We start from the raw sequence: 21,113 nt of genomic DNA, 5'->3' as shown, positions 1-21,113 counted from the left end.
CACCGGCCATTTCTGACTGGTGGTATCTACTTAACTTTTTCCATGTGCTCTTTATATTTTTTAAAACTTAACACTGCTTCCTTGGGGGCTTTTGAAGTGAGAATTACTTTGCCATTCTCGTCGTAATCCCACCACTCATCATTTTTACTCCATAGGAAGATGCTTTTATCAGCCGTCATCATATGATCACTTCCTTTTTTCTTTTATCTTAACACACTCTTCTATAAACCTCAACGAAAATTCCGAAGGATTATCAGTACCAAAAACATCAGAAAAGACTTCCGAGATTATTTCCGAGCCATCTTTAAACGCGCCTGCATACTCAGATAAGTTTGACGATACATACCGCATAACTTCCTTTCTGCTGCTCCCCGTGATATCCATTGCAATTTCCAGGCTATTAATCCCATACAGATTAGCCACAACATGCCCTGTTTCATGCTTTATAATTGATCGGTAATTCGTACCTTTGACAAACCAGCCCTCTTTCGAAAGCGATTCATATTCCTTGGCTAAATCGTCAGCATTTCGGAAAGCATCTGCGTTAATGTGGATAATATGTCCTTTTGTAACCGCAAAATCATCCGCGCTCATATGCTCATCCAGCGATATTGTGATCCTTTTTCTCCCAGACTTGATTTCGGGAAATCTCACAGCTATCTCATCTGCGTCGTCAATAGCCTGCTTGATTACCTGTATGTCCCCATCAAAACGTCTAAAGCCCTCCAGGGAAATCTCCTTATCTTTTGCATACTCAGAAAGCTCCTTGTATTGTTCTTTTGTAATACGTTTCTTTTTCCCGGGCCATTTGATGTGTTCGTCTGTTGCAGACATTCCGGAAGACTCTTTTTTCATCTTGTTCCACTCTTCCGTGGTACCTCCCTTATCCAGGAAGTCCAGCCATGCTTCATAATCTTCGCTATCCTCGTAAGCACTGATACTGCATCGACATCTGGGGTGAACGGGCGGGGCATTTGTTCCGGACATCATCTTCGAGACCTTAAAGTGCTTCCCGTCCAGCGCCCGGCAGATCGGGCAGGCCGTCCCCAGTGCAAGGAAGATATACTCTTCGAAGCCGTTCCGCTCAAATGACTGCTTCTGTGCTTCCGTTTGCACTCTTGCCATTTCTGTGATCAGTAGCCGTTCCGCATTGCTCTGGCTGACTCCGAAGCGTTTCCGGAGATGTGTGGCCAGCTTCCTGGGATGTTGTCCCTGAATGAGCCCGGTCTGAAGAAGACTGTTCAGCTCATTTTTGAGCATATCCTGATACATCCAGATCCGGTCTGAAAATGTGGCATTGTGGAAAGAAGCATTTACGATAGCATTAGCGGCCTTGGCATTATCCTGGATCGTCTTTCCCAGAATGCCGGCCTGTCTCTCGAGCTCGGCGATTGTCCGGTCTGTCAGCTTTTCATCATAGTATTTTTGGAGTTCATCGAACCCGGCTACCATCTCCAGCCCGATCTGTGCCTTCAGGAGCTCCAACCGGTTCACCTTCATGGTCAGATTATACAGCCGCATCTCTTCGTTGGCCTGCTTGGAGAAGTTCTTCTCCTTCACGTACTTTGCCGCCTTTCGGCCGTAAGCCTCAATATCTAACTTAGCGGCCCGCTTTTTCGCCTCCGCCATCGTAATGCCCTCTTTCCGAGCATACTTCCCGTAAAAACCATTGATCTCCTTCTCAATCTCGTCGATCATATTCTGGTAGATCTCTTCGATGTGCCTCTGGTACTCTCGTTCATCCCGGATATCATGCTTCCTCTGCTCCGTCTCCCGGTTCCTCCAGTACGTCTGACTGTCCATCCTCTGCCGCACCTCCAAACATGTGCCTCATCACCGCATCTTCCTGATCCGCTTCCTTTTCTGCCTTGATCCGCTCCATCTCCGCCTGAATGTCCTCGATAAAGGATGCAAGACTCATCAGCGTTTCCTGACTGATCTCCATACCTGCGTCAACTAGAGCTTGCAGCTCTTCCAGGATTGCCTTCGGAAGGTTCGGGGTAAATGTGATCGTAAGATTTCCCAGATCCGCGTTGTCCGCCTCATTGACAAAATGCTTAATGTTCATCAACAGCCGGTACCGCCGCATGAGTCCTTTCTTGAACCCTCGCTGTCCGGACTTTGCAATCTGCTGGAAACCGAACAACTTATACTTCATTGCTTCCCCGGACTGAGTGCCGGCGAAAGCTTCGTCATTCAGATCCGGAACCATCGAGATCTTGTGGATGTCATGCTGCAGACGGTCCTTATAGGCTTCGGCGCCAGTCACGTCATACTGCTTGTAAACGTACTTGGCGTCTGTCTGTTCCCTGCTTCCATCCGGGTTCACGCCTGATGCAAGAAGCAGAAGGTTCGCCTTCTTCATTTCCACCATGTCCCTCACGGAATATTTCTGCAGATTCAGATCCCCGGAAATGACCAGTGTCGCCTCATTAAGATCCGTCATATAATTTGCCGTGTCAGATTGCGCCGCATCGTAAGCATCAATCAGCGGGATCACATCTTCATAGCCGCCCATCCGGTAACGATCCGGGGAATATTCCGTTACAGGAACCTCGCCCCATTCATGAGGCTCCCGGTCCTCTTCTTCCAGCTTTAATGTTGCCATCTGGCAAGCTTTATAGGTGATCACCTCGGTATCCGTGTAAACATACACTTTCACCCGCTCCTGGGTACCTATGCGATACCTGGGATACCGGACCGCAAAAAGCGGTGTCCGCTCCACGTCCGTCCCGTAACAGACAAACGTCTCGAACACATTACTGATCACTGATCTGTCCTGATCCTTCTCATTCCGATACTGGAGCTCATAGGCACGTCCGTATTTTTTCATGTCCCGCCAGAGTTCGCTGTCCAGAGCTTCAATGTCGTTTACATCGTCATATTCTTTGATGATCTCATTCACCCGGTCAATGTCGCTGACCTTTTTAATCGGTGCGCCGGTATTATATCCCACATCAAAAACATTGATCACCTTTGCAAAATTGTGGGCAACCCGGTGATCTGCACGCTCCTGCTCGGACCGGCGGCTGTCATCATCATAGATGCCATCATTCCGGGCCTTCATGTAGTCGTCCAGGGCCGCCAGCCGCGGACACTGCACCGTATAATGATCCATGATCATCGACCGCAGCTTGTCCTTGTCTCCAAGGATCTCCTCGGCGCTGTCCGCCCGATAGGAATAGTTTGTCTCCGGCCCGTAGAGCTGCTGGAAGCTCCGATGTGAATGATAGGGCCCGTCTATCCCGTGTTCAAATTCATTTACTTTCAGCATTTCTTCTGCCATCGTCACAACATTCCTTTCAATCGTCTTGCCTGGTCAATCTGGCTCTGTCCAGGCACATCTATCTTGTTCACCGTCATATCCGAATAGATCCCGTACCGGATCGCACAGAGGACGTCATCATTCTCCTTCAGGGGCTCCCCGGTATTCTTTTTCCAGATATATCTGTAAATCTCATACCGAAACCGCGGGCACCTGGAATACACGATGAAGAACTGCCGGTTCGTCATCAGTGTGGCCACGGCCTCTATCCCGGACAGCACCCGGTTATTTCCCAGGAAGGCGTTAATTCCTGCTTCCTGGAAAGAAGCCACATGCTCCGGCCTGGCTGGATCGCAATAAAAAGGGATATTACCAAATCTCTTGATAATATCCTTCGCCACAGCTATCCAGCCGCCTATATGTTTATGCTGCGCGGCCTGCTCTTCAATGACATAGTAGCTTCCAGCCTTGACGCCAATCACAACAATCGCGCCCCAATGCTCCCAGCCCCAGTCCACGCCGCCCAGCACACGTTCAAATATCAGCCCCCGCGCCTGCTCCGGTGTGATCACATGTACATTCTGATCAAAATCCGGATAGACAACTCCTTCCCCGGATACCCAAAGCCCTTTAATACCCCGATCAGAAAACATTCCCTTCGGCGTAGTCTCAATAATGTTCCGGACATACCGCGGATCCAGGAAGGTATTGTCCTGCAAAGAAAAGTGAAAGCTTAGGATCCCTTCCGCCGGAGATTTGATATAATCCTTCAGAAGCCAGTGTTCCGGATGATCCGGGTTCGTATCGGCAATGATCCGGGCTCCCGGACCGCTGCACCTGGCCTTAATCTCATCAAACACTTCCTGATTCGCCAGAGAAGCCTCGTTGATGTATGCCCCAAAGGCTGTCATGCCTCGGATCCGGCCAAGGCCACTGATCGTACCATGAGAAGTCTGCACCACCTTCACCCCAAAGAGGTTGAAGTTATTGAACCGGTCAAACTTGAACTCGAACCCGTACTTATTAGACAACTCCGTGAGGATATTGTCTTGAATGTTTCCCATCGAGTACCCGGCCAGAATGTATTGAGGGGTGTCAATACCCAACCTGTTCGCAATCCCTCGGACCCTCATCAGCTCCTGCAGGAAAATATCATTGTCCAACTGTGTCTTCCCGGAACGCTTCGCCCCGTGGTTGATCAGCATAAACCAGTCTGTATTCCGGCAGGCCTTCAGGATCTCGATCTGCTTTGGTGTGTAGATGCTATTCAGATTCATCTAACGCACCCCCGATCGCCTCGAACAATTTCCGGACCTTATCCTCTGTCTGGTTCTGTTCAGCACCTTGGATCTGCTCTGTTCTGGCTTTGATCTGCCGGATTCTTGCTTTCTGTTCCTTCGTGGCCAGATCCCAGTTCTTATGCAGCAGCTCCTCATACTGCTTAATCATCGTGGTCAGTTCCTTCTGAGCCTTCGCCTGAGCCTGCAGAAAGGATGCCTGCTTGTCCCAGGCCTGCTGTACCTCCCAGCGCTCCCCGATCACATTACCAGCTTTTTTTTCGACCTTCTCAATAGTCTTGTCATTCTGGTCCCGGACGTGCATGATCTGTTGCGCCCTCATGATCGCCGTGTATGCCAATTTAATCTGGTCCCACAGCAGGTCAAGCGGATCGGCCGAGTCCAGGGAATAAAAAATCTCCCTTGTATCCTCTGGCAGATACCGGGAGAAGAGCCCATGCTTCACGGCGTTCTGATTTCCCTTCGGGGCGCCGTGACCGACAGCATTCTTGTTGCCCTTCGGGGCTCCGGGCTTCTTTTTTTGTGTGCACACTTTTTTGGATTTTGTGTGCACACCTTTTTTATTCCATCCATACCGGACCTTCCAGGATTTCACCGTGTTTAGGGTTACCCCATACTTGGCGGCGATCTCCTTGTACTTCATTCCGGCCATGTAATCTTTTTCGGCTAAAATATAATTCTGTGTCTCACTCACGTCACCACCTTCATTCTGGTCTGTTTTCGGATAAAACGCAGGGCCCCCGGAGTCGAACCGGGACACAGGGCGCTACCCTGCACATCTGCCATTGATGATATGCCCGCATATAAATAGGGCGTCTCTGCAAGACGCCCTATAAAGAGAAAAAAAAGTAAGGAGGTTGGTTGAAAACAACAAGATCATCCACTTCTTTCAGCTTATACTATAGCATTTTCAAAACGGAAAGTGCGGAAAAAGCGGAAAAACATCCCCTATTTCATAAACAGCTCAAATTCCTTTCTTACGCTCTCCTTGGTACATTTTCTCCCCATCAGCGTGGCCACTTCCTCCCAGGTCAGTCCGTTGAAAAACTTGTACCTGATGATCCGCTGCATCCGGAAGGGGATCTCCTGCATCCATTCCTCCACCTGTAGCTTCAGCTCCTCAGCCTCGGCCTTCTGGTCTTCCAGGATCTGCCTCTCCCTGGCCAGCCTTCCGGCCTCCGCCAGCGTCTCTGTAGTCCCGTGCAAACTGAAGGAGCGCTCCTCATAAGGGAAATCCGGGTTGCTGCCTTTCACCTTGTCCTGCACGATCCGCCGCCGCTTCTCCAGCTTCTTGATCTCGTCTTCGGTCTCTTTGATAAATGCGCAGGCATCTATGTAGTCCTCAAGTATTTTCTTGTCCACCGTCAATCCCTCCCTTCAGGTCTACGCCCCACTTTTTCAGGCAGTCCTCTACATCGTAACTTGTGTACGGTTTCCGCCGGAACCGTTCCAGGGCTTTGTTGTCTACGTTCCGCGTCTCTATGTCGTGCAGCATGTCGCTGTCGATCTTCTGCTGCTTCCGGGTCCGGCCCCTGTCGTAGTGTCTCCTCATCTGTCGTGTCCCTCCCGCAGCTCCCTGGCGATCTGGGCGTCCGTCAGCTCAAAGGGCGCCTCATAGTCCCGCGAAAAGACAGCGCCCGTCGCTGTGACGTCCACGCAGCGGATCCACCGCTCTGCCTCGTGCAGGATCCCGCCAATCATGCACTGCCGGACATGCAGGTACCGTCTCCCGGGGATCAGTCTGTTTTTATCCATCACTGGCACACCTCCTCATCCAGATAGATGATCCCGTATGCCTTGCCGTCGTCACCCTTCCACAGCTCTATGTCACCGGCGTACTGGAAGACCATCTCCTCACCCCGCATCACTGTCAACACAATGTCATCCTGCCGCTCCACGGTGTTGATCACCAGGGGTTCCGGCTCGAATGTCTCCTCGGTTGTTTGTTCTGCCTCTGGCTCAAGAGCAATACGTCCGATCACGGCAGCACACACGATTGCAGCCGCGGCCAGAAGCACGTAAATTATTTTGATCATGTTATTCTTTCGCATCGTTACTCCTTTCCGGGCGGTACGGCTCATGTATTCGCCATGCCACAACATTTTCAATGGTATCAAGATATTTGTCCATCCACTTATAACCGTCATAATATCCATGCACATACTCGATAATATCTGTCATATAAGCAACTTCAAGACGTTTGTAATAGCCATTTGGAAAATCTTTGTCGCTACTCGTTTCAACAAAATACTCATTCTTTTCCGGCAGCCGCTCATCCACCGGGATCCATCCGTCGTTATCTCGTGACGATCTCGTGAATTCTGGAGTATTTCCACGAGATAGGTGCGCGTTTATAATATTCGTGCACAGATATATTGCCCTGTTCCATCCCAGATCTTCGTCTGTTTTTACCACTCTGTATTTGTTCTGAATCTTTTCCCGTACAATCTCCAATTCCTGCATGTCAGTCCTCCCACTTCAACCGTTGCCCGCATACGTGGCAGAAATTTCCCTTTAGTCCTCCGGCATACTCCCCACAGGTTGGACATTTATACCAATGCCCGTCAAACACCTCCGGGACTTTCGCCGTGTCCCTCTCCTTCAGCTCCATAATCTGCTCCGGGGTGAGGCCGGTGTCCTCGTAAGGTTTCAGTTCTTCAAGTCGTTCTCTCACATCACGCGCCATTTCTGCTATGTTGAGATTGCCTGTAAATACTTTGTCGTGTTTATGTATTTCCTCGACTCTTTTTAACTCTCTTATCATTTTTTCTGTCTCCATCTCCGCTCTCCTTTCAAAGCCAGGTTTGCACCATGCGCCAGCGGGAGTCGAACCCGTCGGCCCAGGGACTCGAACCCTTTTGCACCTGGCTGGACGGCCGCCGCCCATAAAATGACAGCTTAACTTCCTGCATACTTGTCAAGCAATTCTCTTGCTTTTTCTATCCCAATGTAATTGATCATTTCTTCAAATATTTCGTCCAGGAAATACACTGGTGTTTTTTTATCCGGCTCTTCCCATTCGTCCCCGGAGCAATCAAATACGATTGCAAACTTGTATCCATCGCCTCCATATCGGCGGAATAATTCGTCTTGTATTTTTTGTGGATTTGCGTCTTTCCCGCTTATCCATATTGGGTAGCTTCCGTATCTATCCGTTTCCTCGCCCTCGTATACTTTCATTGACATCCTCCCTCCACTAAAATTTTTACTGACCCATCATCGGCCGCCCACATTTAAAAAATTTCCACGAAATTTTAAATACAATTTCAAATTCTCACGCCGAATTTAAAATCGTTTTATTTAATCAGCATCTCGAACAACGGCGCCAGCTCGCATTCTGTGCAAATCTCATCCAGTTCCTCTTGCCGCAAACGCTGATTCGGGTACTTGCAGTACTCATCACAGCAGATCTGCGGGATCCCGGTCATGTCCTCGATCTTGGCCAGCTTCTCCATCGCCTCCGACAGCTTGCTCTTATCCTTTATCACGGCTTTTCCGCAGTGATATTCTGTATATCTCATAGTTTCCCTCCTTCTAGGCCGCAGACCGGCGCCTGATGCCTCGCAGCGTCTCCGGGGACAGGTTTCGTTTCTTGACCTGGTACAGGCCGATCAGGTACCGGTTCTTCTCTTCCGTGCTGCGGTCGATCTCCGCCGGCAGCGTGGTGATCTTCTGCTTATTCTTTTGTTACCAAACACTCACCCATATTTTTTACTCAGCCTTCAGGCTTACACGTTTTTATCTCACATGAAATCAAACAGCGTAGGCGTATCCCTTTCATCTTCCGCCTCTTTCAAATATCCGACCCCATCCCGGAAGTAGTCCTCATTCAGCTCTATTCCATATCCATATCGATTCATTTTTACCGCTGTCATTGGAACCGTCATCAACCCACCAAACGGATCAAGAACTCTATCGCCTTCATTGCTATACCGATTGATGATGCGCTCTACGATGTCTAACTGCAGCGGACACACATGCATATGCTGTCTCCTACGGCTTTGTGTGGTGTTCAGTGTCCGCATCCTGTTAATATCGTCCCATACTTCCAGATCATTCCAGGAACCAGGAGCCACTACCATAAACGTGGCCGGCAACTTTCCGTTTTCATCCAGAGCCTCTGCAAGTGCTACATGCTCCTCATAGCTGTAGACATGTTCCCTGCTGTACTGCCGATACACCGCCTGCAGGTTGTCTACAGATATCTCTTTGAGTTCTTCCTTGCTTACCAGCCGGTCCCCGGAACTCCTCCAGTATCCGTGTGCATCAATCTGCCACTGCGCTCTGGTATACTCTTCCTTGCTCTTCTTCACAGGATCATCCGCGTAAGCGTTCGACCGGTCTGACGGGAGCTTACGAAAGAGCAGAACATACTCCGGGCATCCCACACCCATCTTTGAGCCGTCCTTACACTGTTCCGTCCATCCCAGTCGGTAAGTCTGGTTATTCTCCCGAACAACATCCGTGACGACCGTAATCATCCCGAAATACTGGAAGCCATGTTTCATATAGTGTTCAATGCATAATGCATGGAACGGCTCAATTGTCGGCATCCCTGTTCCTGTGGCATTTCCAAAAAGGACCCGGTCTTTCACATGGATCGCCGCCACCCTCCCGGGCTCCAGCACTCTCAACAGCTCCGGCGTCAGATAGTCCATTTGTTCAAAAAACCGTTCTGTATTCTGGTTATGACCGAAATCATTATAGTTAGCACTGTATTCATAGTGGTTCCCGAAGGGAATGGAGGTATGGATCAGGCCGATACTATTGCTCTCCATGCGCCTTACCTCTTCCACGCAATCGTCATGCACCGCTGTGTAATGATTTCCTTCTATCCTCACCGCTTTCACTCCCATCTTTCTCTTTAGTCCCTGCTCCTTCCCAGCGGATGAAAGACCATACTTCTTGACAATTTCTATCATCTTCTCAACCATATGGTTATGGTCTTTCCACTTTCTCAGAAGTGTCTCTTTAATCTGTCTCTCGTTTTCCATGTAGATGATGTCGATTATTACCGGTGCCTCCTGCAGGAACCGATAACAGCGGTGCACCGCCTGGATGAAGTCATTAAACTCATAATCAATTCCCAGGAAAATCTCCCTGTGGCAGTGCTTCTGAAAGTTACATCCAGATCCGGAAAGTGACTTTTTCGTAGCAAACAGCCGTATCCTTCCTTCTGAGAAGTCGATCACCCGCTTTTCCCGGGTGTCATAGTCCTGAGATCCATAAATATCCACTGTCTCCGGAAGGGCTTTCTTGATTGCGTGTCTCTCTGCCTCTTGATCATGCCATAATACAAAGTGATCTCCGGGTGAGTCCTCCACAATCTCTTTCATCTTTTCCACGCGGACATCTATACTATTCCGTTTCACTTCCGCCGCCTGCTTTAATCCAGCCGCCGCATCCGTAAATAGAGTCATCTGCCCGTCCTTTTCTGTTGCATCCCCATAATGTACGGGGATCTCATGCCATCTAACCTCCAGCGGAGGAAGGTCATAACCATCATCTGAATATCCAGGATCCAGGTCAGATGGCTTTGTGATAAACAACGCCCAGGAACTCACCCACAGCCAGAACTCATCCTCCATGTTTGGATATAGAGTAAGATGATTGGCTTTTGTGCTGTCCCTCTGGAAGAACCGTGTCAGGGCCTGGCCTGTATCCATCACCTCCAGATACCCCGCATAATGGATCAGTTCTTTATACCGGTTCGGTGATGGCGTGGCCGTCGCAACCAGCTTATATGGCACACCCTTGAATTTATCCAGGAAAGTCTGATAGGTCTTGCTCCCAAAGGATCGCAGGACACTGGCCTCATCCAGGGACGTTGCCGCAAAATAGTCAGGCCGTATATCTCCGTCACGCACACGTTCATAATTTGTCAGTACGATCTCGCTGTCGCTTGCATAGACCTCCTCCATCGTCCGGCAGTATTCCGGCTTTTCGTATCCAAGAAGCTCCACGGCGTCCCGTGTGAACTCCTGTTTGACTCCCAGGGGAAGCACGATCAATGCTCTTCCTCCCTGTTTATCCGCTGCCAGATGGCAGAACTCAATCTCCTGCACAGTCTTTCCGAGTCCGAAGCTCTCAAACAGAGCCCGTCTGCCGCCTTTCAGCGCCCACACAACCGCATCTCGCTGGTGCGGCTTCAATGCCTTGTTTACTGCTCCAGGATCCACCGCAAAACCACTCTCTGGCGCTATCTCAATCTTTGTTTTCAAAAACTCCAAGTAATCCATATCCCGAAAGGAACCGATGCATCTTCACTCTGGCCAGAGTTCCGGTCTCCTTTCTCTTGTTTTATTTCCAATGCAGCCTGTTAGACTTGTTCCGGCTGCCCGGATTGATGCTAAGACACGCCCGTGTCCACTCCGCGCGGAAACGCTCGTAGTCTGCCAGGCTGTCAAAAAATATCCTGATCTCAACTGTTGATATCATTGCTTCCTCCTTCGATCAATGCCCGTGTCAGGTCATCCATCTGCCCGCTGTAATCACGGCCCTCGAAATTGTTGAAGCCGTTCTTCTTTTCCTTTTTCGGTTCCTTGGTTCTCTTTTTCAACGGATAGAAGCTCTTCCATCCCCCGGCAGTCGCCTTCTTGACGATGGCGATCCGTTCCTTATCATCAGAGGACAGCTTCTCCAGCTCCTCTCTCAAAGCCTGCACCTGCTCCGGAAGCATTCCTCCATAGTTGTGGCTGTGCACAAGCAGGTAGGTCTGAAATGCCTGCTCAAGCTCCGCTGACTGGAAAGGAATATATATATTCTTCTTTACTTTACTTTCCTTTAGGGATTTTTCCCGGGAATTATCCTCGTTTTTCCCGGAATAACTCTCGTTTTTCCCGGAATAATCGCCGAAAAGGGTGCATTTAATAAAAGGTTCCGTCTCTTCTTTTTTCAGAAGCCAGTACCTTCCTGTTTTGATCGGGTTCTTCTTTGCCCTCTCCTTTACGGCGAGCTGGAACCGCCTCTGTATTCCGGCAGAGGTCAGAACAGCGTCCGACTGAAAAAGTATGTTATCAAACAGTGACCGTGACAGTAAGAATGTTAAGACCTGCTTCACCTTATCAGGACTCATCTTTAAGTCCTCGGATATGATATATTCAAAATCTTCGTTGACCTGCATATAGTATCCATGCCTATAGATCCGGCATAAGAGATACAAATATACGACAATACCATCGGCCCCGTACCGGGCCTTGAGTATCTTGATCTTGTCGTCATCGAAAAGATCTACGTCTAAAGGAAAGTAATCAAGGCCGTCCTTTCTGGGTCTGGCCAATGTTATCACCTACCTTCCGCCGCTGTATTCCTCTACCGTGATGTCAAGTCCCTCCATAGCGGAATAGGCTTTCTTCGCGGAAACAAGGACAATCTGTGTATCATCGTGGTACGCCACGCCGTTCAGGGCATCCGCCACCACCTTCACGATATTGTCCATGTCCGGCTTCTTCAGAGGAAGGATCTCTCCCTCCAGCATCTGCTTCTGTTTCTTCTTCGCCGTGCTCTTTGGCGGCAGGAACCGGGCCACGATCCGCAGCACCGCCGGAGTCCCTCTCTCGAGATAAAATCCGCCCGCATGGTTCAAAAACTGGTCTTTGATCAGGTTCTCATACAGGACGGTGTTGTCCGGGGTATGGGATACATGCTTCCCGGCGGCAGAATTATAATATGTCCGTGCCCTTGCCTTTCCCTGTGGCTTACCAGGCACCTGAAATGTTACCGATCTCATGTGTCCTCCTTTCTCCCCGCGGATATTTCACCGCGGGGAAATTGCAGCTTTTTAGTTTTATGTGATATATCAGTAGATAGGAGGTGCCTTGCTTTATGCGATCACTGTGATGTGATGCTTCTCAAGCTCTTCGCTCAGTTCATACTCCAGATATTCCTTGATCTTCTGCATGGTTCCGTACTTCCACAAACCGCCATCTGCTTCGACCAACTTAAAGGCAGGGCCGCGGTCCGTGTCCTTGATCCGGAACACATATCGGCTCTCCGGCTGCTCAATCTCTGCAAAGGTCCGGTAGGGACGCAGCGCCACCGGGTTCGGCACGATCACGTCATTCAGTTCCACGCCCATCCTCACAGTTGTCTTCTGTGATACCCCGTCATCAGAATAGTTGGCCGTGGTACCAGACTTGATATTTCCGGCCACCTGCATGATTGTCAGAAGGTCCGGCGTCTCCAGAAAGTTTGCCTGCAGTTCGATCAGGAAACGTTCCTGGTCATAGTATTCACCGAACCGGAACTCGTTCACGATAGCTTGCGCTTCCATAAGCTCCTCACGGGTTCTCTCATCAATCAGTCCGGAATACAGGCGGACCTTCACCGGGCTCGTCACGTGCAGGATCATACTCTCCCGCAGCTCCTCCGGCTTACCCTTGATGTAATCTACCACTGCGGTCAGCGTATTTACGCCCAAACTGCGAGCCATAGGGAAATGGTGATATCTCGCCAGATCCTTATTGCAGTATGTATCCCCGTTAATCTCCAGGACCTTGGGATCCATACTTTCCTCTTTCAGCTTTGTGATATACTGTAATGCTTCTTTTAATCCTTCCATCATTGTTCCTTATCCTCCTTATGCTTTCTTTCTCAGGTCAACGACCTTGTCACTCTTGATCTCGCCCGTCTCCGGGTCAACAGCTTTTCCATCCACTTCGATGGTATCGGCGGCCTGCGGGGCCGGCTGCTGCATATCCTCCATATACATCTGACCAGGGATCTGTCCAGTATTGACCTCTACCGCTTCCACGGCTCCCGTGGCGAGGTCCTTACCCATGCTGAACGCTGTCACAGCTCCAAGGGCAGGCGCCAGCGTTGTCTTGGTCTGGACGCCGGTTGCAACGAAATTCCGCTCCTGGTTCGGTTTAAAACCGATGGTCACCGTGATCTTCCGGGTAGCACCCGGCTCTGTGTTCGGGTCCTGGATGTTCTTTGTCACCTCTTCAATGGCCCGGTTCACCTGGGCAGTGAAAGCGCCGTTTGCAAGGTTCTCGAGGTTGATGTGTTTCATATGCTTTCTCCTTTCTCTGTGTTAATTATTAAAAAACTCAGACTCTATGTCCTTGTTTCCATCCGTATCCGGGGCCTGCTCCTTTGCCGGGACTTCGTTCAGGTCCTGATCAGATACTACACTGGACTCGTCCGGCTCATTATCCACATAGTCGGCTGTGCCATCCTCATGGATCACAGCCATGTCCTTATCTACCGCGGTCTGCAGGTCTATGCTCATAATGCCCCACTTGCTGATGAGCTGCCGGAGCATAGTCTTCATGGCCATACCGTCAAAATCCTTAAACCAGAAGGAGGAATACTTCCACATTTCCTTCTCCGGGATCTTTCCCTGCTCCAGGAGCTCCAGGGACTTAGCCCCGCCATTCCGCTTAAAAGCCTGTGAGTATTTCTCCGCATGAGCCAGCATTTTCTTTTTGGACCAGTACATGGTCTTCCTGAAGCCATTCTCATACTCAAACATGGCATAATAGCCCATAGACGGTGTTTCCTCGCGGAGCACGTCATCCTCGATCAGTTCCACTTCGATCTCTTCGTCCAGGGGATTGTAATGGATCAGTTCCCCTTCCTTGATCGCAAGCACGTTCAGCTTTTTATAATAACCGGACCGCTCCGCGAGCTGGATATATCCCTTATAACCGAGCTGGAACTGCGCTTCTTTGACTCCTTTCTTCTTGTTATCGAACGGGACCATGTAAAACTGTCCCAACTGCGGGGAGGGCGACAGGTTCAGGGCCTCCCCAAGGAGTGCTGCGGACAGGATACTGGGGTTCGTACACTCCTGGAGCGCCGGCGTCACCTGGACTGCGGAAACAATGCTGGATATAAACCGGGTCCCGTTCTTTCCTCCCACCACACTGTTGATCTGTTTTTTCACGGCATCCTGTGTCAGAAATGCTGTGAGCCCTGTCTTAGTCTTCCTGGCTGCCAGGCTGTTTTGTACTGCCATAATTTATTCCACCTTTCCAAATTTCAAATGATTGTCTTTCATGTAATTTCTGAGCGCAAGAAGCTGCTCCCTGGTACCCCATACCCGGAAATCCAGGCAAAGGGTTTCCGGATCTGCTGCCTTGTGTTCCTCCGGGGCTACGGGGACTGGCCTTATATTTTCTTTCTCAAGCCTGCGCCGCCGCTCCTCTTCTGCCTTCCGGCGTTGCTCTTCCTCATATGCCTCTTTCCGTTTCTGGATTTCCGCCAGGCGCTGCCCCTCCTGGATAGCCTTGTTCAGGTCCAGGGTATTTTTATAGACATCCATAGCTTCAAAGCCAAACTCAGGGAGCTTCTGTATGACCGCGACATCTTCACCAATCTGATACATACGGCTTTTCATCTGCTCTTCAATCCTGCTAATCGGGACTGTAGCATTCAGCCATTTCTCGTCCCATATCTTATCCAAGGTAACGAAAAGCTGAAATCCGATGCTGCCAAAAAGTTCCTCTATATCCCTGCGCTTCTGAGTCTTCTTCTGTTCCTCCACTTCCTTGATCTGCGCATCGATCAGGCGGATGGGCTCATCTATCAAGGCGGTCAGCTCTTTCACCTGAGCCTCAAACTGATCGTATGGAGCCATACACTGCCTCTTGATACGCTTTCTCTCATCCTCGAAAGCCGTCTTCAGCTTATTTAAGGTTGCCCTGTCTTTCTTCGCATCCTTAATGGTGTCCTCCGTAAACACAAGCCCCGTATAATCCCGCATCTTTTCAGCAATCGCTGCCTTCAGTTCTTCGTTGTTCCATTGGATTTCCTTCACAAATCCCCCTTCCTGGGGACTGATGATCTTTAATTCCATAGGCTCCTCCTTCTATATCTCCGGGAGAATGAGGGGCGGCTTCCTGCCGCTCTCCACATACGCCCAGAACTTCTTTTCTTCGCTCAGGAGCATGTCCAGGTCCTCTTGGACTTCCTCCCGCTCAATAAAGTAGTGTTTCACCGTAGTTCGTCTATCCCGGCCCCAATCGCTGACCAAATGCGCCCGCAGGACCACAAACGCATATCCAGTCACAAGCAGGTAGTGCAGGACCTGTATGTAATAGTTATCCGGGATGCGGTCTTTCCATTTTTCATACTGCATGGACTGCAGGATATTGGTGGTCTTGATCTCCAGGATCCCGCGGCGTCCTTCCCGGTCAGTCAGCTCACCATCCAATGACGCCTGCATAAATGGATAAGACAGGCTCTGCAGGATCCGAAACTCGTGATGCTCTACCTGATATTCCGGATAATCCAACCGGAACAGCTCTCGAATATGCTCTTCCGCACGTTTCCCGTAAATCACATATGGCTTCTCGGAAATATCTTCCGGGATCCTCCTGCCGGTTTTCTCCTCAAAGAGCTCTATGTTGGTCTTGTATGGGTTCATCCCAACCACTGCACTGGCATCACTTCCGCCAATACCGTTCAGCCGGCCGGAAAGCCAGGCTGACTCATCCGGGAAATCGTGTACACGGTAAATTTCTCCCATAGCTGTTCCTTTCTAATTCACTACAAACCCCATCCCGTTCTTCCTGGACATCTCTTTTGCCAATTCAACGGCATCAAAGTATGTGCCGTAGAAACCATGAAGGCTATTGTCCTGGAAGCGGATGATATAGCTTGTCTTCTTGTTGTCAGACGGGTCATGCAGCCAGTTCCCGGAGAAATACCATTCAATCACGGCACTGGCAAACTCCTGGACGCTCCCACTGCCCCTGGCAAGATTCATAAAGGTCTCCTGCTCCTCGTCGCTCCCGATCAGGACCCGATCGCAGGCATATCCAAAAGCATCCCGCTCATAGACCCTCTTTCCTTTCTCTGGGCCGATTCCTATGTACATGTCCCGTCACCTCTCAATACAAAAGATCTTCTCCGATGCTGATCAGTTCCCGGAACTCCTCTTCCGATAACGAGATCCCGCGCCCAGGCTTCCTGCAGCCCTGCTCTTCACTCCATCCCCGGATGTCGTATTTGGGTTCCTTTCCGTACCAGGAAACCAGGTTGATCTCTTTCTGATACTTCATCCCTTCCATAACGGGGAAACTGTGTAAATGCTTTATGATTTCAAATTGTGTCTGTGCCACCTTTACATTTTCCTTTCTTTCGCTTACAATAATATTGATTGGTTACAAGGGCGCCCGAGCTTGCCGGCTCACGTGGGCGCTCTTCCTATTTCGCCAGATCCATGACCTGCTTGATCTGGCCGGCCGTGAATACCATCTCGTGATCCGATCCGGCGGATGCTGCCAGGTACTTGGCCAGCTCACATGTGACAGACACATAGCCCATGTGGTCCTTCTCCTTCCAGACCCGGACCTCCTCGGCCAGCTTGTCCAGGAACTCCCGGAACTCCCTGTCCGGGATGATCTTCGCCACTTCCTTCATCTTTCCTCACCTCCTCCCACAGTCACAGCCCCAACGCCCCGATCAGGCCGCCGGTGATCAGCGCCAGCAGGATCGGTCCCCAGATCAGGACCGTGCCCAGGGAAATGTCCAGGACGTCCACTGCCAGGCTGTATAATCTCTCCCGCCTCCGCGCCCGGCGGCTGCGGTTCTTGATCCCCTTTCTCATGTTCCCTCTCCTCTCACATCACCACTTGCCGCTGATTTCTGGCCCTCTCAGCTACAGCAATCTCCCGTAACCTCCACTGATCGAACTTCTGGGTGTCGAACATCACCGGGCTGGATTTGTTTGCCGGATTCATGCGCCAGGCAAATGTCTGGCCAGGAACTGAGATCGCCCTATCCAGATACGACCTGGTGAAACCCATGTCCAGCAGCTCCTTTTTGTTCATCACTTTCTTTGGATATTCCATCTCTACACCTCCTCATCTGTCTGGAATAAATAGTCAAATTTGCAACCAAACATTCTACAGAGTGCTTTTATCTCGAGAGTGGTAAACTTCCCTGTTTTCTTTTTGTTTTCATAGGAAACCCGGGAAATTCTTAACTTCTCTGCGACATCTGCATTAGTCATCCCTTTTCTTGCCTGCTCTGCGTCTAAGTTTCTAAACAAATTTATCCCTCCCTTCTTTTTGGTTTGCGTTTTGCAAACTATAATTATAATATAATTGCGTAGCGCAAACTTGTCAATGCTTTTCTTTGCATTTTGCAAACATTTTATTGACATGTATGCGCATTATTCATATAATCAAGCTATAAGGAGGACGTCGCTATGGGAGAACAGTTCAACGAAAATTTAAAAATTGCAAGGGAGCAGAGGGGACTGTCACAGAAAGATGTTGCGGAGAAAATCGGCGTCGCAAAGTCTACCTATTCTTTATATGAAAGCGGGAACAGAGAGCCCAACGTACAAACAATAAAAAAAATAGCAGACGTTCTTGATGTGTCTGCTGATGAATTGCTTGGAATTCCGTCAACTCCAACTACCCGAGCCGCTCATTTTGACGGAACTGAATATACAGAAGAGCAGCTCGACAGAATAGAAGCGTTCGCGAGATTTATAAAACAGGAGGAAAATAAATAAGTCCAGTTTATTGAACACCTCCTACGATATTCTAAAACCGCGGAGGGATCACTGTGAATAAACTGGAACAACTAGAGCAGGAAGCTTTTGATGATCAGGTGAAAGTCCACAACTATTACTTGGGAGAAGACAACCTGAAAGGATACTATACAGATGGTAATGTTGCCATCAACACGAGCGTGAACACAACGGTAGAAAAAATGTGTGTCCTGGCTGAAGAACTCGGACATCACCACACCAGTGTCGGTGATATATTAGACATGACCGACATCAGCAACCGCAAACAGGAGCGTCAGGCCAGACTGTGGGGCTATGACAAACTGATAGGGCTGAGGCGCCTGATCGAGGCATATGAGCATGGCTGTCACAATCGATATGACCTGGCGGAGTACCTGGAAGTAACGGATGAATATCTCCAGGAATGCATAGAGTGTTACCGGGAGAAATACGGGACATGCGTTACGATCGATGATTATTATATAATGTTTATCCCCAGCCTGCAGGTTGGTAAGATAATATAGACGGTTTATCATGCATAAGGATGGAGGGATTTTATGGAATTTAATGATTCAATCAAACAATTTTCCGAAAGAGTGGAAGGACTAAAGGGAACGATTTCTACAGAAGAAGGAACCAAGATGTCTCTAATCGTCCCTCTATTCCAGTTGCTCGGATATGACGTTTTTAATCCGACAGAATTTTGCCCAGAATACGTTGCGGATGTGGGGATCAAAAAAGGTGAAAAGGTAGATTATGCAATACTCGAAAGCGGGAAACCCGTGATATTAATCGAGTGCAAAAGCTGCACGGACTCTCTCGACAAACACTCATCTCAATTATTTCGTTACTTTGGGACGACCTCTGCAAAATTTGGCATACTTACAAATGGTATTACATACAGGTTTTATACGGATTTAGAAGAGTCAAACAAAATGGATCTTGTCCCATTTCTCGAAGTGGATATCCTGAACCTGAAAGATTCCGCTATAAGCGAGTTGAAGAAATTCTGCAAAGGGAATTTTGACCGTGATAAGATTTTTAGCACAGCCGAAGAGCTAAAATATTCATCAATGATAAAAAGGGTTCTGTCCAAACAGCTCGAAGACCCATCTGATGAATTCGTTCGTTTCATCATATCCGACATCTACGAAGGACAAAAAAATCAGAAGGTGATTGAAAAGTTTTCTCCGATTGTGAAAAAATCATTTTCTGGCATGATAAACGAGATAGTGAATCAAAAAATATCTTCCGCCTTGACCCCGGAGGACGTTGCCGATCCGGAGCCCGATGAGCAGACTGACGTCCCTGCATCTAAAATCATTACAACTGCAGATGAGTTGGAGGCGTATTATATAATACGTGGCATGTTGTGTGAAGTGGCTGATGTAAACGATATTGTACATAGAGACACAGAAAGTTATTTCGGAATTCTCTACAAAAACAATAATCGCAAGCCCATCTGCCGCATAAATCTTGATACAAAAAACAAGCAGCTTCTCATTCCAGACGAGAACAAGAAGTTTGAAAGAATATATATAGACTCTCTCAACGATCTATACAAATATAAGAAGCAGCTCATTGATGTTGTAAAAAGATATATGAAATAAATAAAACCGCCCCGGCGCGCCAACGCCGGGACGGGACAGCACATCCGAAGATGTCTGCATCTGCAAGATTATTGTATCATCTTCGGACAGCCAATGCAAGTGGAACTTATGTTTCCCACTGGCTGTTATTTTTATACCCAAAAAGGAGATGATGGTATGGCAACAACAAAGTATAAGAGAGGCTCTGACGGATATTTTACAGCCAGGATCTGGGACGGGACATACGACAAAAACGGAAAGAAACACAGAAAGTCGATCCGGTCAAAAAAGTCCAGCAAGGATCTTGAAAGGAAAGTTCAGGAATTCGAGCAAAGCGTCCGGGAGCGGAGGCAGATCAGGAAGTCTGATGTAACGTTTCTGGATTATGCAAGGGAATGGCGGAGGGTCTACAAGCATCAAGCCGAAACGGCCACGCAGGATATGTACGATAACGTGATCACAAAACACATGTCCATCCTGGAAGGGATCCGCCTGCAGGACATAGACCGGATCCATCTGCAGCTCATTTTGAACAACGCTGACGGAAAGACCAGGACGCAGCAGCAGATCTACATGACGTTTAAGCAAATCCTACAGTCTGCTGTGACTGATCACCTCTATCCGGCAAACGTAATGTCTGATATATTCGGATCGATCTCCCCTGTTAAGTACAAATCACCTGAAAACAGGCCATTGACCGAGAACGAGCGCAGAGCCATTTTTAAGGCCGATTTTGACGAACAGGACAAAATATACGTGTATATTATTTTTGGCTGCGGATTAAGGCGCCAGGAGGCCCTAGCGCTGACCATATTTGATATCAATATTGACGCTCAGGAAATCAGCATCACAAAGGCACACAAATTTGTCAAGGGCAACCCGATCAGCAAGATCCCGAAATCTGACAACGGCTATCGAACGGTCCCTATCCCGGATGCCGTGTTCCCGGCAATAAGGGATTACGTGCAGAAGCTTAGATCGAAAAATAAGACATATCTGTTTACAATGCAATGCGGGAGAAATCGAGGGATGCCGATCACAAAAAGCAGTTACGATAAGATGTGGATGCGTATTCTGCGCAAGATGAACGACGTGTCCGACGCCCCGATCCTGGATCTGACCGGCCACAACTTTCGGCACAACTATTGCACTATGCTATGTTATCAGATACCGACGATATCAATCAAACGGATTGCGCAGCTCATGGGAGATACAGAAAAGGTCGTCCTGGACGTCTACAACCATATTGTCCTGGAAAAGGAGAATGCTGCAGAAGCGGTCAATGCAGCTATCAATTTTTAATGATAATCTGGGACACGAATGGAACATTGGGACACGAATGGAACATTCTGAACAGCAAAAACCGGCAGCACATAGCACCGGGTGAAGAAATAGAAAAGTAGCGGAAGCCCTGATAAACACTGGGTTTCCGCTACTTTACATTCATGAGCGTGCGGGGGCTCGAACCCCGGACAACTTGATTAAAAGTCAAG

At 49.0% G+C, this 21,113-nt stretch carries 32 protein-coding genes; 4 read left to right on the top strand and 28 right to left on the bottom strand.

All coding sequences use genetic code 11. The features are described 5' to 3' along the window. Positions 1-26: 26 nt before the first annotated feature. The 28 genes from H6A20_RS11915 to H6A20_RS11780 all read right to left on the bottom strand — a co-directional run bounded on the left by H6A20_RS11915 (position 27) and on the right by H6A20_RS11780 (position 17,563). Positions 27-182 carry a hypothetical protein gene (locus H6A20_RS11915; RefSeq protein ID WP_204907341.1) on the bottom strand — a complete coding sequence of 52 codons (156 nt, stop codon included), beginning with the start codon at positions 180-182 and terminating at the stop codon, positions 27-29. Between the two features lie 4 nt (positions 183-186). Then, positions 187-1,803 (bottom strand): minor capsid protein, encoded by a 1,617-nt coding sequence (locus tag H6A20_RS11910; RefSeq protein ID WP_204907340.1) that lies wholly within the window; start codon positions 1,801-1,803, stop codon positions 187-189. After that, positions 1,751-3,286 (bottom strand): phage portal protein, encoded by a 1,536-nt coding sequence (locus tag H6A20_RS11905; RefSeq protein ID WP_204907339.1) that lies wholly within the window; start codon positions 3,284-3,286, stop codon positions 1,751-1,753. Before H6A20_RS11905 ends, H6A20_RS11910 begins: the two co-directional genes overlap by 53 nt. A gap of 2 nt (positions 3,287-3,288) precedes the next feature. Then, complete coding sequence (locus H6A20_RS11900) at positions 3,289-4,542, bottom strand: PBSX family phage terminase large subunit (RefSeq protein WP_204907338.1); 1,254 nt, start codon at positions 4,540-4,542, stop codon at positions 3,289-3,291. Continuing rightward, complete coding sequence (gene terS, locus H6A20_RS11895; RefSeq protein ID WP_243426213.1) at positions 4,529-5,206, bottom strand: phage terminase small subunit; 678 nt, start codon at positions 5,204-5,206, stop codon at positions 4,529-4,531. Before terS ends, H6A20_RS11900 begins: the two co-directional genes overlap by 14 nt. 305 nt (positions 5,207-5,511) lie before the next feature. Continuing rightward, positions 5,512-5,925: a sigma-70 family RNA polymerase sigma factor gene (locus H6A20_RS11890; protein ID WP_204907337.1), complete on the bottom strand. Its 414-nt coding sequence runs from the start codon at positions 5,923-5,925 to the stop codon at positions 5,512-5,514. Continuing rightward, entirely contained in the window at positions 5,906-6,115 is a 210-nt protein-coding gene (locus H6A20_RS11885; protein ID WP_204907336.1) for a hypothetical protein, read from the bottom strand. Before H6A20_RS11885 ends, H6A20_RS11890 begins: the two co-directional genes overlap by 20 nt. Further along, positions 6,112-6,318 carry a hypothetical protein gene (locus tag H6A20_RS11880; RefSeq protein WP_204907335.1) on the bottom strand — a complete coding sequence of 69 codons (207 nt, stop codon included), beginning with the start codon at positions 6,316-6,318 and terminating at the stop codon, positions 6,112-6,114. The genes H6A20_RS11885 and H6A20_RS11880 overlap by 4 nt, the downstream gene beginning before the upstream one ends. Then, the gene (locus H6A20_RS11875; protein ID WP_204907334.1) at positions 6,318-6,599 is read right to left on the bottom strand and encodes a hypothetical protein; all 282 of its coding nucleotides are present in this window, start codon (positions 6,597-6,599) and stop codon (positions 6,318-6,320) included. Before H6A20_RS11875 ends, H6A20_RS11880 begins: the two co-directional genes overlap by 1 nt. A gap of 1 nt (position 6,600) precedes the next feature. After that, complete coding sequence (locus tag H6A20_RS11870) at positions 6,601-7,026, bottom strand: hypothetical protein (protein ID WP_204907333.1); 426 nt, start codon at positions 7,024-7,026, stop codon at positions 6,601-6,603. 1 nt (position 7,027) lies between these two features. After that, a complete protein-coding gene (locus H6A20_RS11865; protein ID WP_204907332.1) occupies positions 7,028-7,342 on the bottom strand; it encodes a hypothetical protein in 315 nt (104 codons plus the stop codon). 119 nt (positions 7,343-7,461) lie between these two features. Beyond that, complete coding sequence (locus tag H6A20_RS11860) at positions 7,462-7,743, bottom strand: hypothetical protein (RefSeq protein ID WP_204907331.1); 282 nt, start codon at positions 7,741-7,743, stop codon at positions 7,462-7,464. Between the two features lie 116 nt (positions 7,744-7,859). Further along, a complete protein-coding gene (locus tag H6A20_RS11855) occupies positions 7,860-8,084 on the bottom strand; it encodes a hypothetical protein (protein WP_204907330.1) in 225 nt (74 codons plus the stop codon). Between the two features lie 222 nt (positions 8,085-8,306). Beyond that, positions 8,307-10,802, bottom strand: a complete 2,496-nt coding sequence (locus tag H6A20_RS11850; protein WP_204907329.1) for a DNA methyltransferase — start codon at positions 10,800-10,802, stop codon at positions 8,307-8,309. 61 nt (positions 10,803-10,863) lie between these two features. Then, on the bottom strand, positions 10,864-11,001 hold the full coding sequence (locus H6A20_RS11845) for a hypothetical protein (protein WP_204907328.1): 138 nt from the start codon (positions 10,999-11,001) through the stop codon (positions 10,864-10,866). Beyond that, a complete protein-coding gene (locus H6A20_RS11840) occupies positions 10,985-11,851 on the bottom strand; it encodes a DUF4373 domain-containing protein (protein WP_338106704.1) in 867 nt (288 codons plus the stop codon). The genes H6A20_RS11845 and H6A20_RS11840 overlap by 17 nt, the downstream gene beginning before the upstream one ends. Then, positions 11,852-12,271: a RusA family crossover junction endodeoxyribonuclease gene (locus H6A20_RS11835; protein ID WP_338106703.1), complete on the bottom strand. Its 420-nt coding sequence runs from the start codon at positions 12,269-12,271 to the stop codon at positions 11,852-11,854. Between the two features lie 114 nt (positions 12,272-12,385). Beyond that, positions 12,386-13,126: a hypothetical protein gene (locus H6A20_RS11830; protein WP_204907326.1), complete on the bottom strand. Its 741-nt coding sequence runs from the start codon at positions 13,124-13,126 to the stop codon at positions 12,386-12,388. Between the two features lie 15 nt (positions 13,127-13,141). After that, positions 13,142-13,576: a hypothetical protein gene (locus H6A20_RS11825; RefSeq protein ID WP_204907325.1), complete on the bottom strand. Its 435-nt coding sequence runs from the start codon at positions 13,574-13,576 to the stop codon at positions 13,142-13,144. A gap of 21 nt (positions 13,577-13,597) precedes the next feature. Next, positions 13,598-14,524 carry a recombinase RecT gene (locus H6A20_RS11820; RefSeq protein ID WP_204907324.1) on the bottom strand — a complete coding sequence of 309 codons (927 nt, stop codon included), beginning with the start codon at positions 14,522-14,524 and terminating at the stop codon, positions 13,598-13,600. A 3-nt stretch (positions 14,525-14,527) separates the two neighbouring features. Beyond that, positions 14,528-15,364, bottom strand: a complete 837-nt coding sequence (locus H6A20_RS11815; RefSeq protein WP_204907323.1) for a DUF1351 domain-containing protein — start codon at positions 15,362-15,364, stop codon at positions 14,528-14,530. 12 nt (positions 15,365-15,376) lie between these two features. Continuing rightward, complete coding sequence (locus H6A20_RS11810; RefSeq protein ID WP_204907322.1) at positions 15,377-16,036, bottom strand: YqaJ viral recombinase family protein; 660 nt, start codon at positions 16,034-16,036, stop codon at positions 15,377-15,379. Positions 16,037-16,048: 12 nt separating this feature from the next. Continuing rightward, positions 16,049-16,387, bottom strand: a complete 339-nt coding sequence (locus H6A20_RS11805; RefSeq protein ID WP_204907321.1) for a hypothetical protein — start codon at positions 16,385-16,387, stop codon at positions 16,049-16,051. Positions 16,388-16,400: 13 nt separating this feature from the next. Further along, positions 16,401-16,580, bottom strand: a complete 180-nt coding sequence (locus H6A20_RS11800; protein WP_204907320.1) for a PC4/YdbC family ssDNA-binding protein — start codon at positions 16,578-16,580, stop codon at positions 16,401-16,403. A gap of 136 nt (positions 16,581-16,716) precedes the next feature. Continuing rightward, entirely contained in the window at positions 16,717-16,932 is a 216-nt protein-coding gene (locus tag H6A20_RS11795) for a hypothetical protein (RefSeq protein WP_204907319.1), read from the bottom strand. A 22-nt stretch (positions 16,933-16,954) separates the two neighbouring features. Then, positions 16,955-17,119: a hypothetical protein gene (locus H6A20_RS11790; protein WP_204907318.1), complete on the bottom strand. Its 165-nt coding sequence runs from the start codon at positions 17,117-17,119 to the stop codon at positions 16,955-16,957. A gap of 13 nt (positions 17,120-17,132) precedes the next feature. Further along, a complete protein-coding gene (locus tag H6A20_RS11785; RefSeq protein WP_204907317.1) occupies positions 17,133-17,363 on the bottom strand; it encodes a hypothetical protein in 231 nt (76 codons plus the stop codon). 2 nt (positions 17,364-17,365) lie between these two features. Beyond that, positions 17,366-17,563, bottom strand: a complete 198-nt coding sequence (locus H6A20_RS11780) for a helix-turn-helix transcriptional regulator (RefSeq protein ID WP_204907316.1) — start codon at positions 17,561-17,563, stop codon at positions 17,366-17,368. 159 nt (positions 17,564-17,722) lie between these two features. Here H6A20_RS11780 and H6A20_RS11775 point away from each other — a divergent pair, with 159 nt between their 5' ends. From H6A20_RS11775 to H6A20_RS11760, 4 genes are all read left to right on the top strand, one after another. Beyond that, on the top strand, positions 17,723-18,034 hold the full coding sequence (locus H6A20_RS11775; protein ID WP_204907315.1) for a helix-turn-helix domain-containing protein: 312 nt from the start codon (positions 17,723-17,725) through the stop codon (positions 18,032-18,034). Positions 18,035-18,087: 53 nt separating this feature from the next. Next, on the top strand, positions 18,088-18,555 hold the full coding sequence (locus H6A20_RS11770; RefSeq protein ID WP_204907314.1) for an ImmA/IrrE family metallo-endopeptidase: 468 nt from the start codon (positions 18,088-18,090) through the stop codon (positions 18,553-18,555). Between the two features lie 33 nt (positions 18,556-18,588). Next, the gene (locus H6A20_RS11765; RefSeq protein ID WP_204907313.1) at positions 18,589-19,641 is read left to right on the top strand and encodes a type I restriction endonuclease; all 1,053 of its coding nucleotides are present in this window, start codon (positions 18,589-18,591) and stop codon (positions 19,639-19,641) included. A 156-nt stretch (positions 19,642-19,797) separates the two neighbouring features. Then, a complete protein-coding gene (locus tag H6A20_RS11760; protein WP_204907312.1) occupies positions 19,798-20,922 on the top strand; it encodes a tyrosine-type recombinase/integrase in 1,125 nt (374 codons plus the stop codon). Positions 20,923-21,113: the final 191 nt, after the last annotated feature.

Source organism: Mordavella massiliensis (assembly GCF_016901695.1).
GTDB classification, from domain to species: Bacteria; Bacillota; Clostridia; order Lachnospirales; family Lachnospiraceae; genus Claveliimonas; species Claveliimonas massiliensis_A.
This window is presented reverse-complemented; position numbering and strand designations above follow the sequence as displayed.

Coding starts and splice junctions, on each gene's coding strand:
- H6A20_RS11915 (WP_204907341.1), bottom strand. CDS start 182: ATGATGACGGCTGATAAAAGCATCTTCCTATGGAGTAAAAATGATGAG.
- H6A20_RS11910 (WP_204907340.1), bottom strand. CDS start 1,803: ATGGACAGTCAGACGTACTGGAGGAACCGGGAGACGGAGCAGAGGAAG.
- H6A20_RS11905 (WP_204907339.1), bottom strand. CDS start 3,286: ATGGCAGAAGAAATGCTGAAAGTAAATGAATTTGAACACGGGATAGAC.
- H6A20_RS11900 (WP_204907338.1), bottom strand. CDS start 4,542: ATGAATCTGAATAGCATCTACACACCAAAGCAGATCGAGATCCTGAAG.
- terS (WP_243426213.1), bottom strand. CDS start 5,206: ATGAAGTACAAGGAGATCGCCGCCAAGTATGGGGTAACCCTAAACACG.
- H6A20_RS11885 (WP_204907336.1), bottom strand. CDS start 6,115: ATGAGGAGACACTACGACAGGGGCCGGACCCGGAAGCAGCAGAAGATC.
- H6A20_RS11880 (WP_204907335.1), bottom strand. CDS start 6,318: ATGGATAAAAACAGACTGATCCCCGGGAGACGGTACCTGCATGTCCGG.
- H6A20_RS11875 (WP_204907334.1), bottom strand. CDS start 6,599: ATGATCAAAATAATTTACGTGCTTCTGGCCGCGGCTGCAATCGTGTGT.
- H6A20_RS11870 (WP_204907333.1), bottom strand. CDS start 7,026: ATGCAGGAATTGGAGATTGTACGGGAAAAGATTCAGAACAAATACAGA.
- H6A20_RS11865 (WP_204907332.1), bottom strand. CDS start 7,342: ATGGAGACAGAAAAAATGATAAGAGAGTTAAAAAGAGTCGAGGAAATA.
- H6A20_RS11860 (WP_204907331.1), bottom strand. CDS start 7,743: ATGAAAGTATACGAGGGCGAGGAAACGGATAGATACGGAAGCTACCCA.
- H6A20_RS11855 (WP_204907330.1), bottom strand. CDS start 8,084: ATGAGATATACAGAATATCACTGCGGAAAAGCCGTGATAAAGGATAAG.
- H6A20_RS11850 (WP_204907329.1), bottom strand. CDS start 10,802: ATGGATTACTTGGAGTTTTTGAAAACAAAGATTGAGATAGCGCCAGAG.
- H6A20_RS11845 (WP_204907328.1), bottom strand. CDS start 11,001: ATGATATCAACAGTTGAGATCAGGATATTTTTTGACAGCCTGGCAGAC.
- H6A20_RS11830 (WP_204907326.1), bottom strand. CDS start 13,126: ATGATGGAAGGATTAAAAGAAGCATTACAGTATATCACAAAGCTGAAA.
- H6A20_RS11825 (WP_204907325.1), bottom strand. CDS start 13,576: ATGAAACACATCAACCTCGAGAACCTTGCAAACGGCGCTTTCACTGCC.
- H6A20_RS11820 (WP_204907324.1), bottom strand. CDS start 14,524: ATGGCAGTACAAAACAGCCTGGCAGCCAGGAAGACTAAGACAGGGCTC.
- H6A20_RS11815 (WP_204907323.1), bottom strand. CDS start 15,364: ATGGAATTAAAGATCATCAGTCCCCAGGAAGGGGGATTTGTGAAGGAA.
- H6A20_RS11810 (WP_204907322.1), bottom strand. CDS start 16,036: ATGGGAGAAATTTACCGTGTACACGATTTCCCGGATGAGTCAGCCTGG.
- H6A20_RS11805 (WP_204907321.1), bottom strand. CDS start 16,387: ATGTACATAGGAATCGGCCCAGAGAAAGGAAAGAGGGTCTATGAGCGG.
- H6A20_RS11800 (WP_204907320.1), bottom strand. CDS start 16,580: ATGGAAGGGATGAAGTATCAGAAAGAGATCAACCTGGTTTCCTGGTAC.
- H6A20_RS11795 (WP_204907319.1), bottom strand. CDS start 16,932: ATGAAGGAAGTGGCGAAGATCATCCCGGACAGGGAGTTCCGGGAGTTC.
- H6A20_RS11790 (WP_204907318.1), bottom strand. CDS start 17,119: ATGAGAAAGGGGATCAAGAACCGCAGCCGCCGGGCGCGGAGGCGGGAG.
- H6A20_RS11785 (WP_204907317.1), bottom strand. CDS start 17,363: ATGGAATATCCAAAGAAAGTGATGAACAAAAAGGAGCTGCTGGACATG.
- H6A20_RS11775 (WP_204907315.1), top strand. CDS start 17,723: ATGGGAGAACAGTTCAACGAAAATTTAAAAATTGCAAGGGAGCAGAGG.
- H6A20_RS11765 (WP_204907313.1), top strand. CDS start 18,589: ATGGAATTTAATGATTCAATCAAACAATTTTCCGAAAGAGTGGAAGGA.
- H6A20_RS11760 (WP_204907312.1), top strand. CDS start 19,798: ATGGCAACAACAAAGTATAAGAGAGGCTCTGACGGATATTTTACAGCC.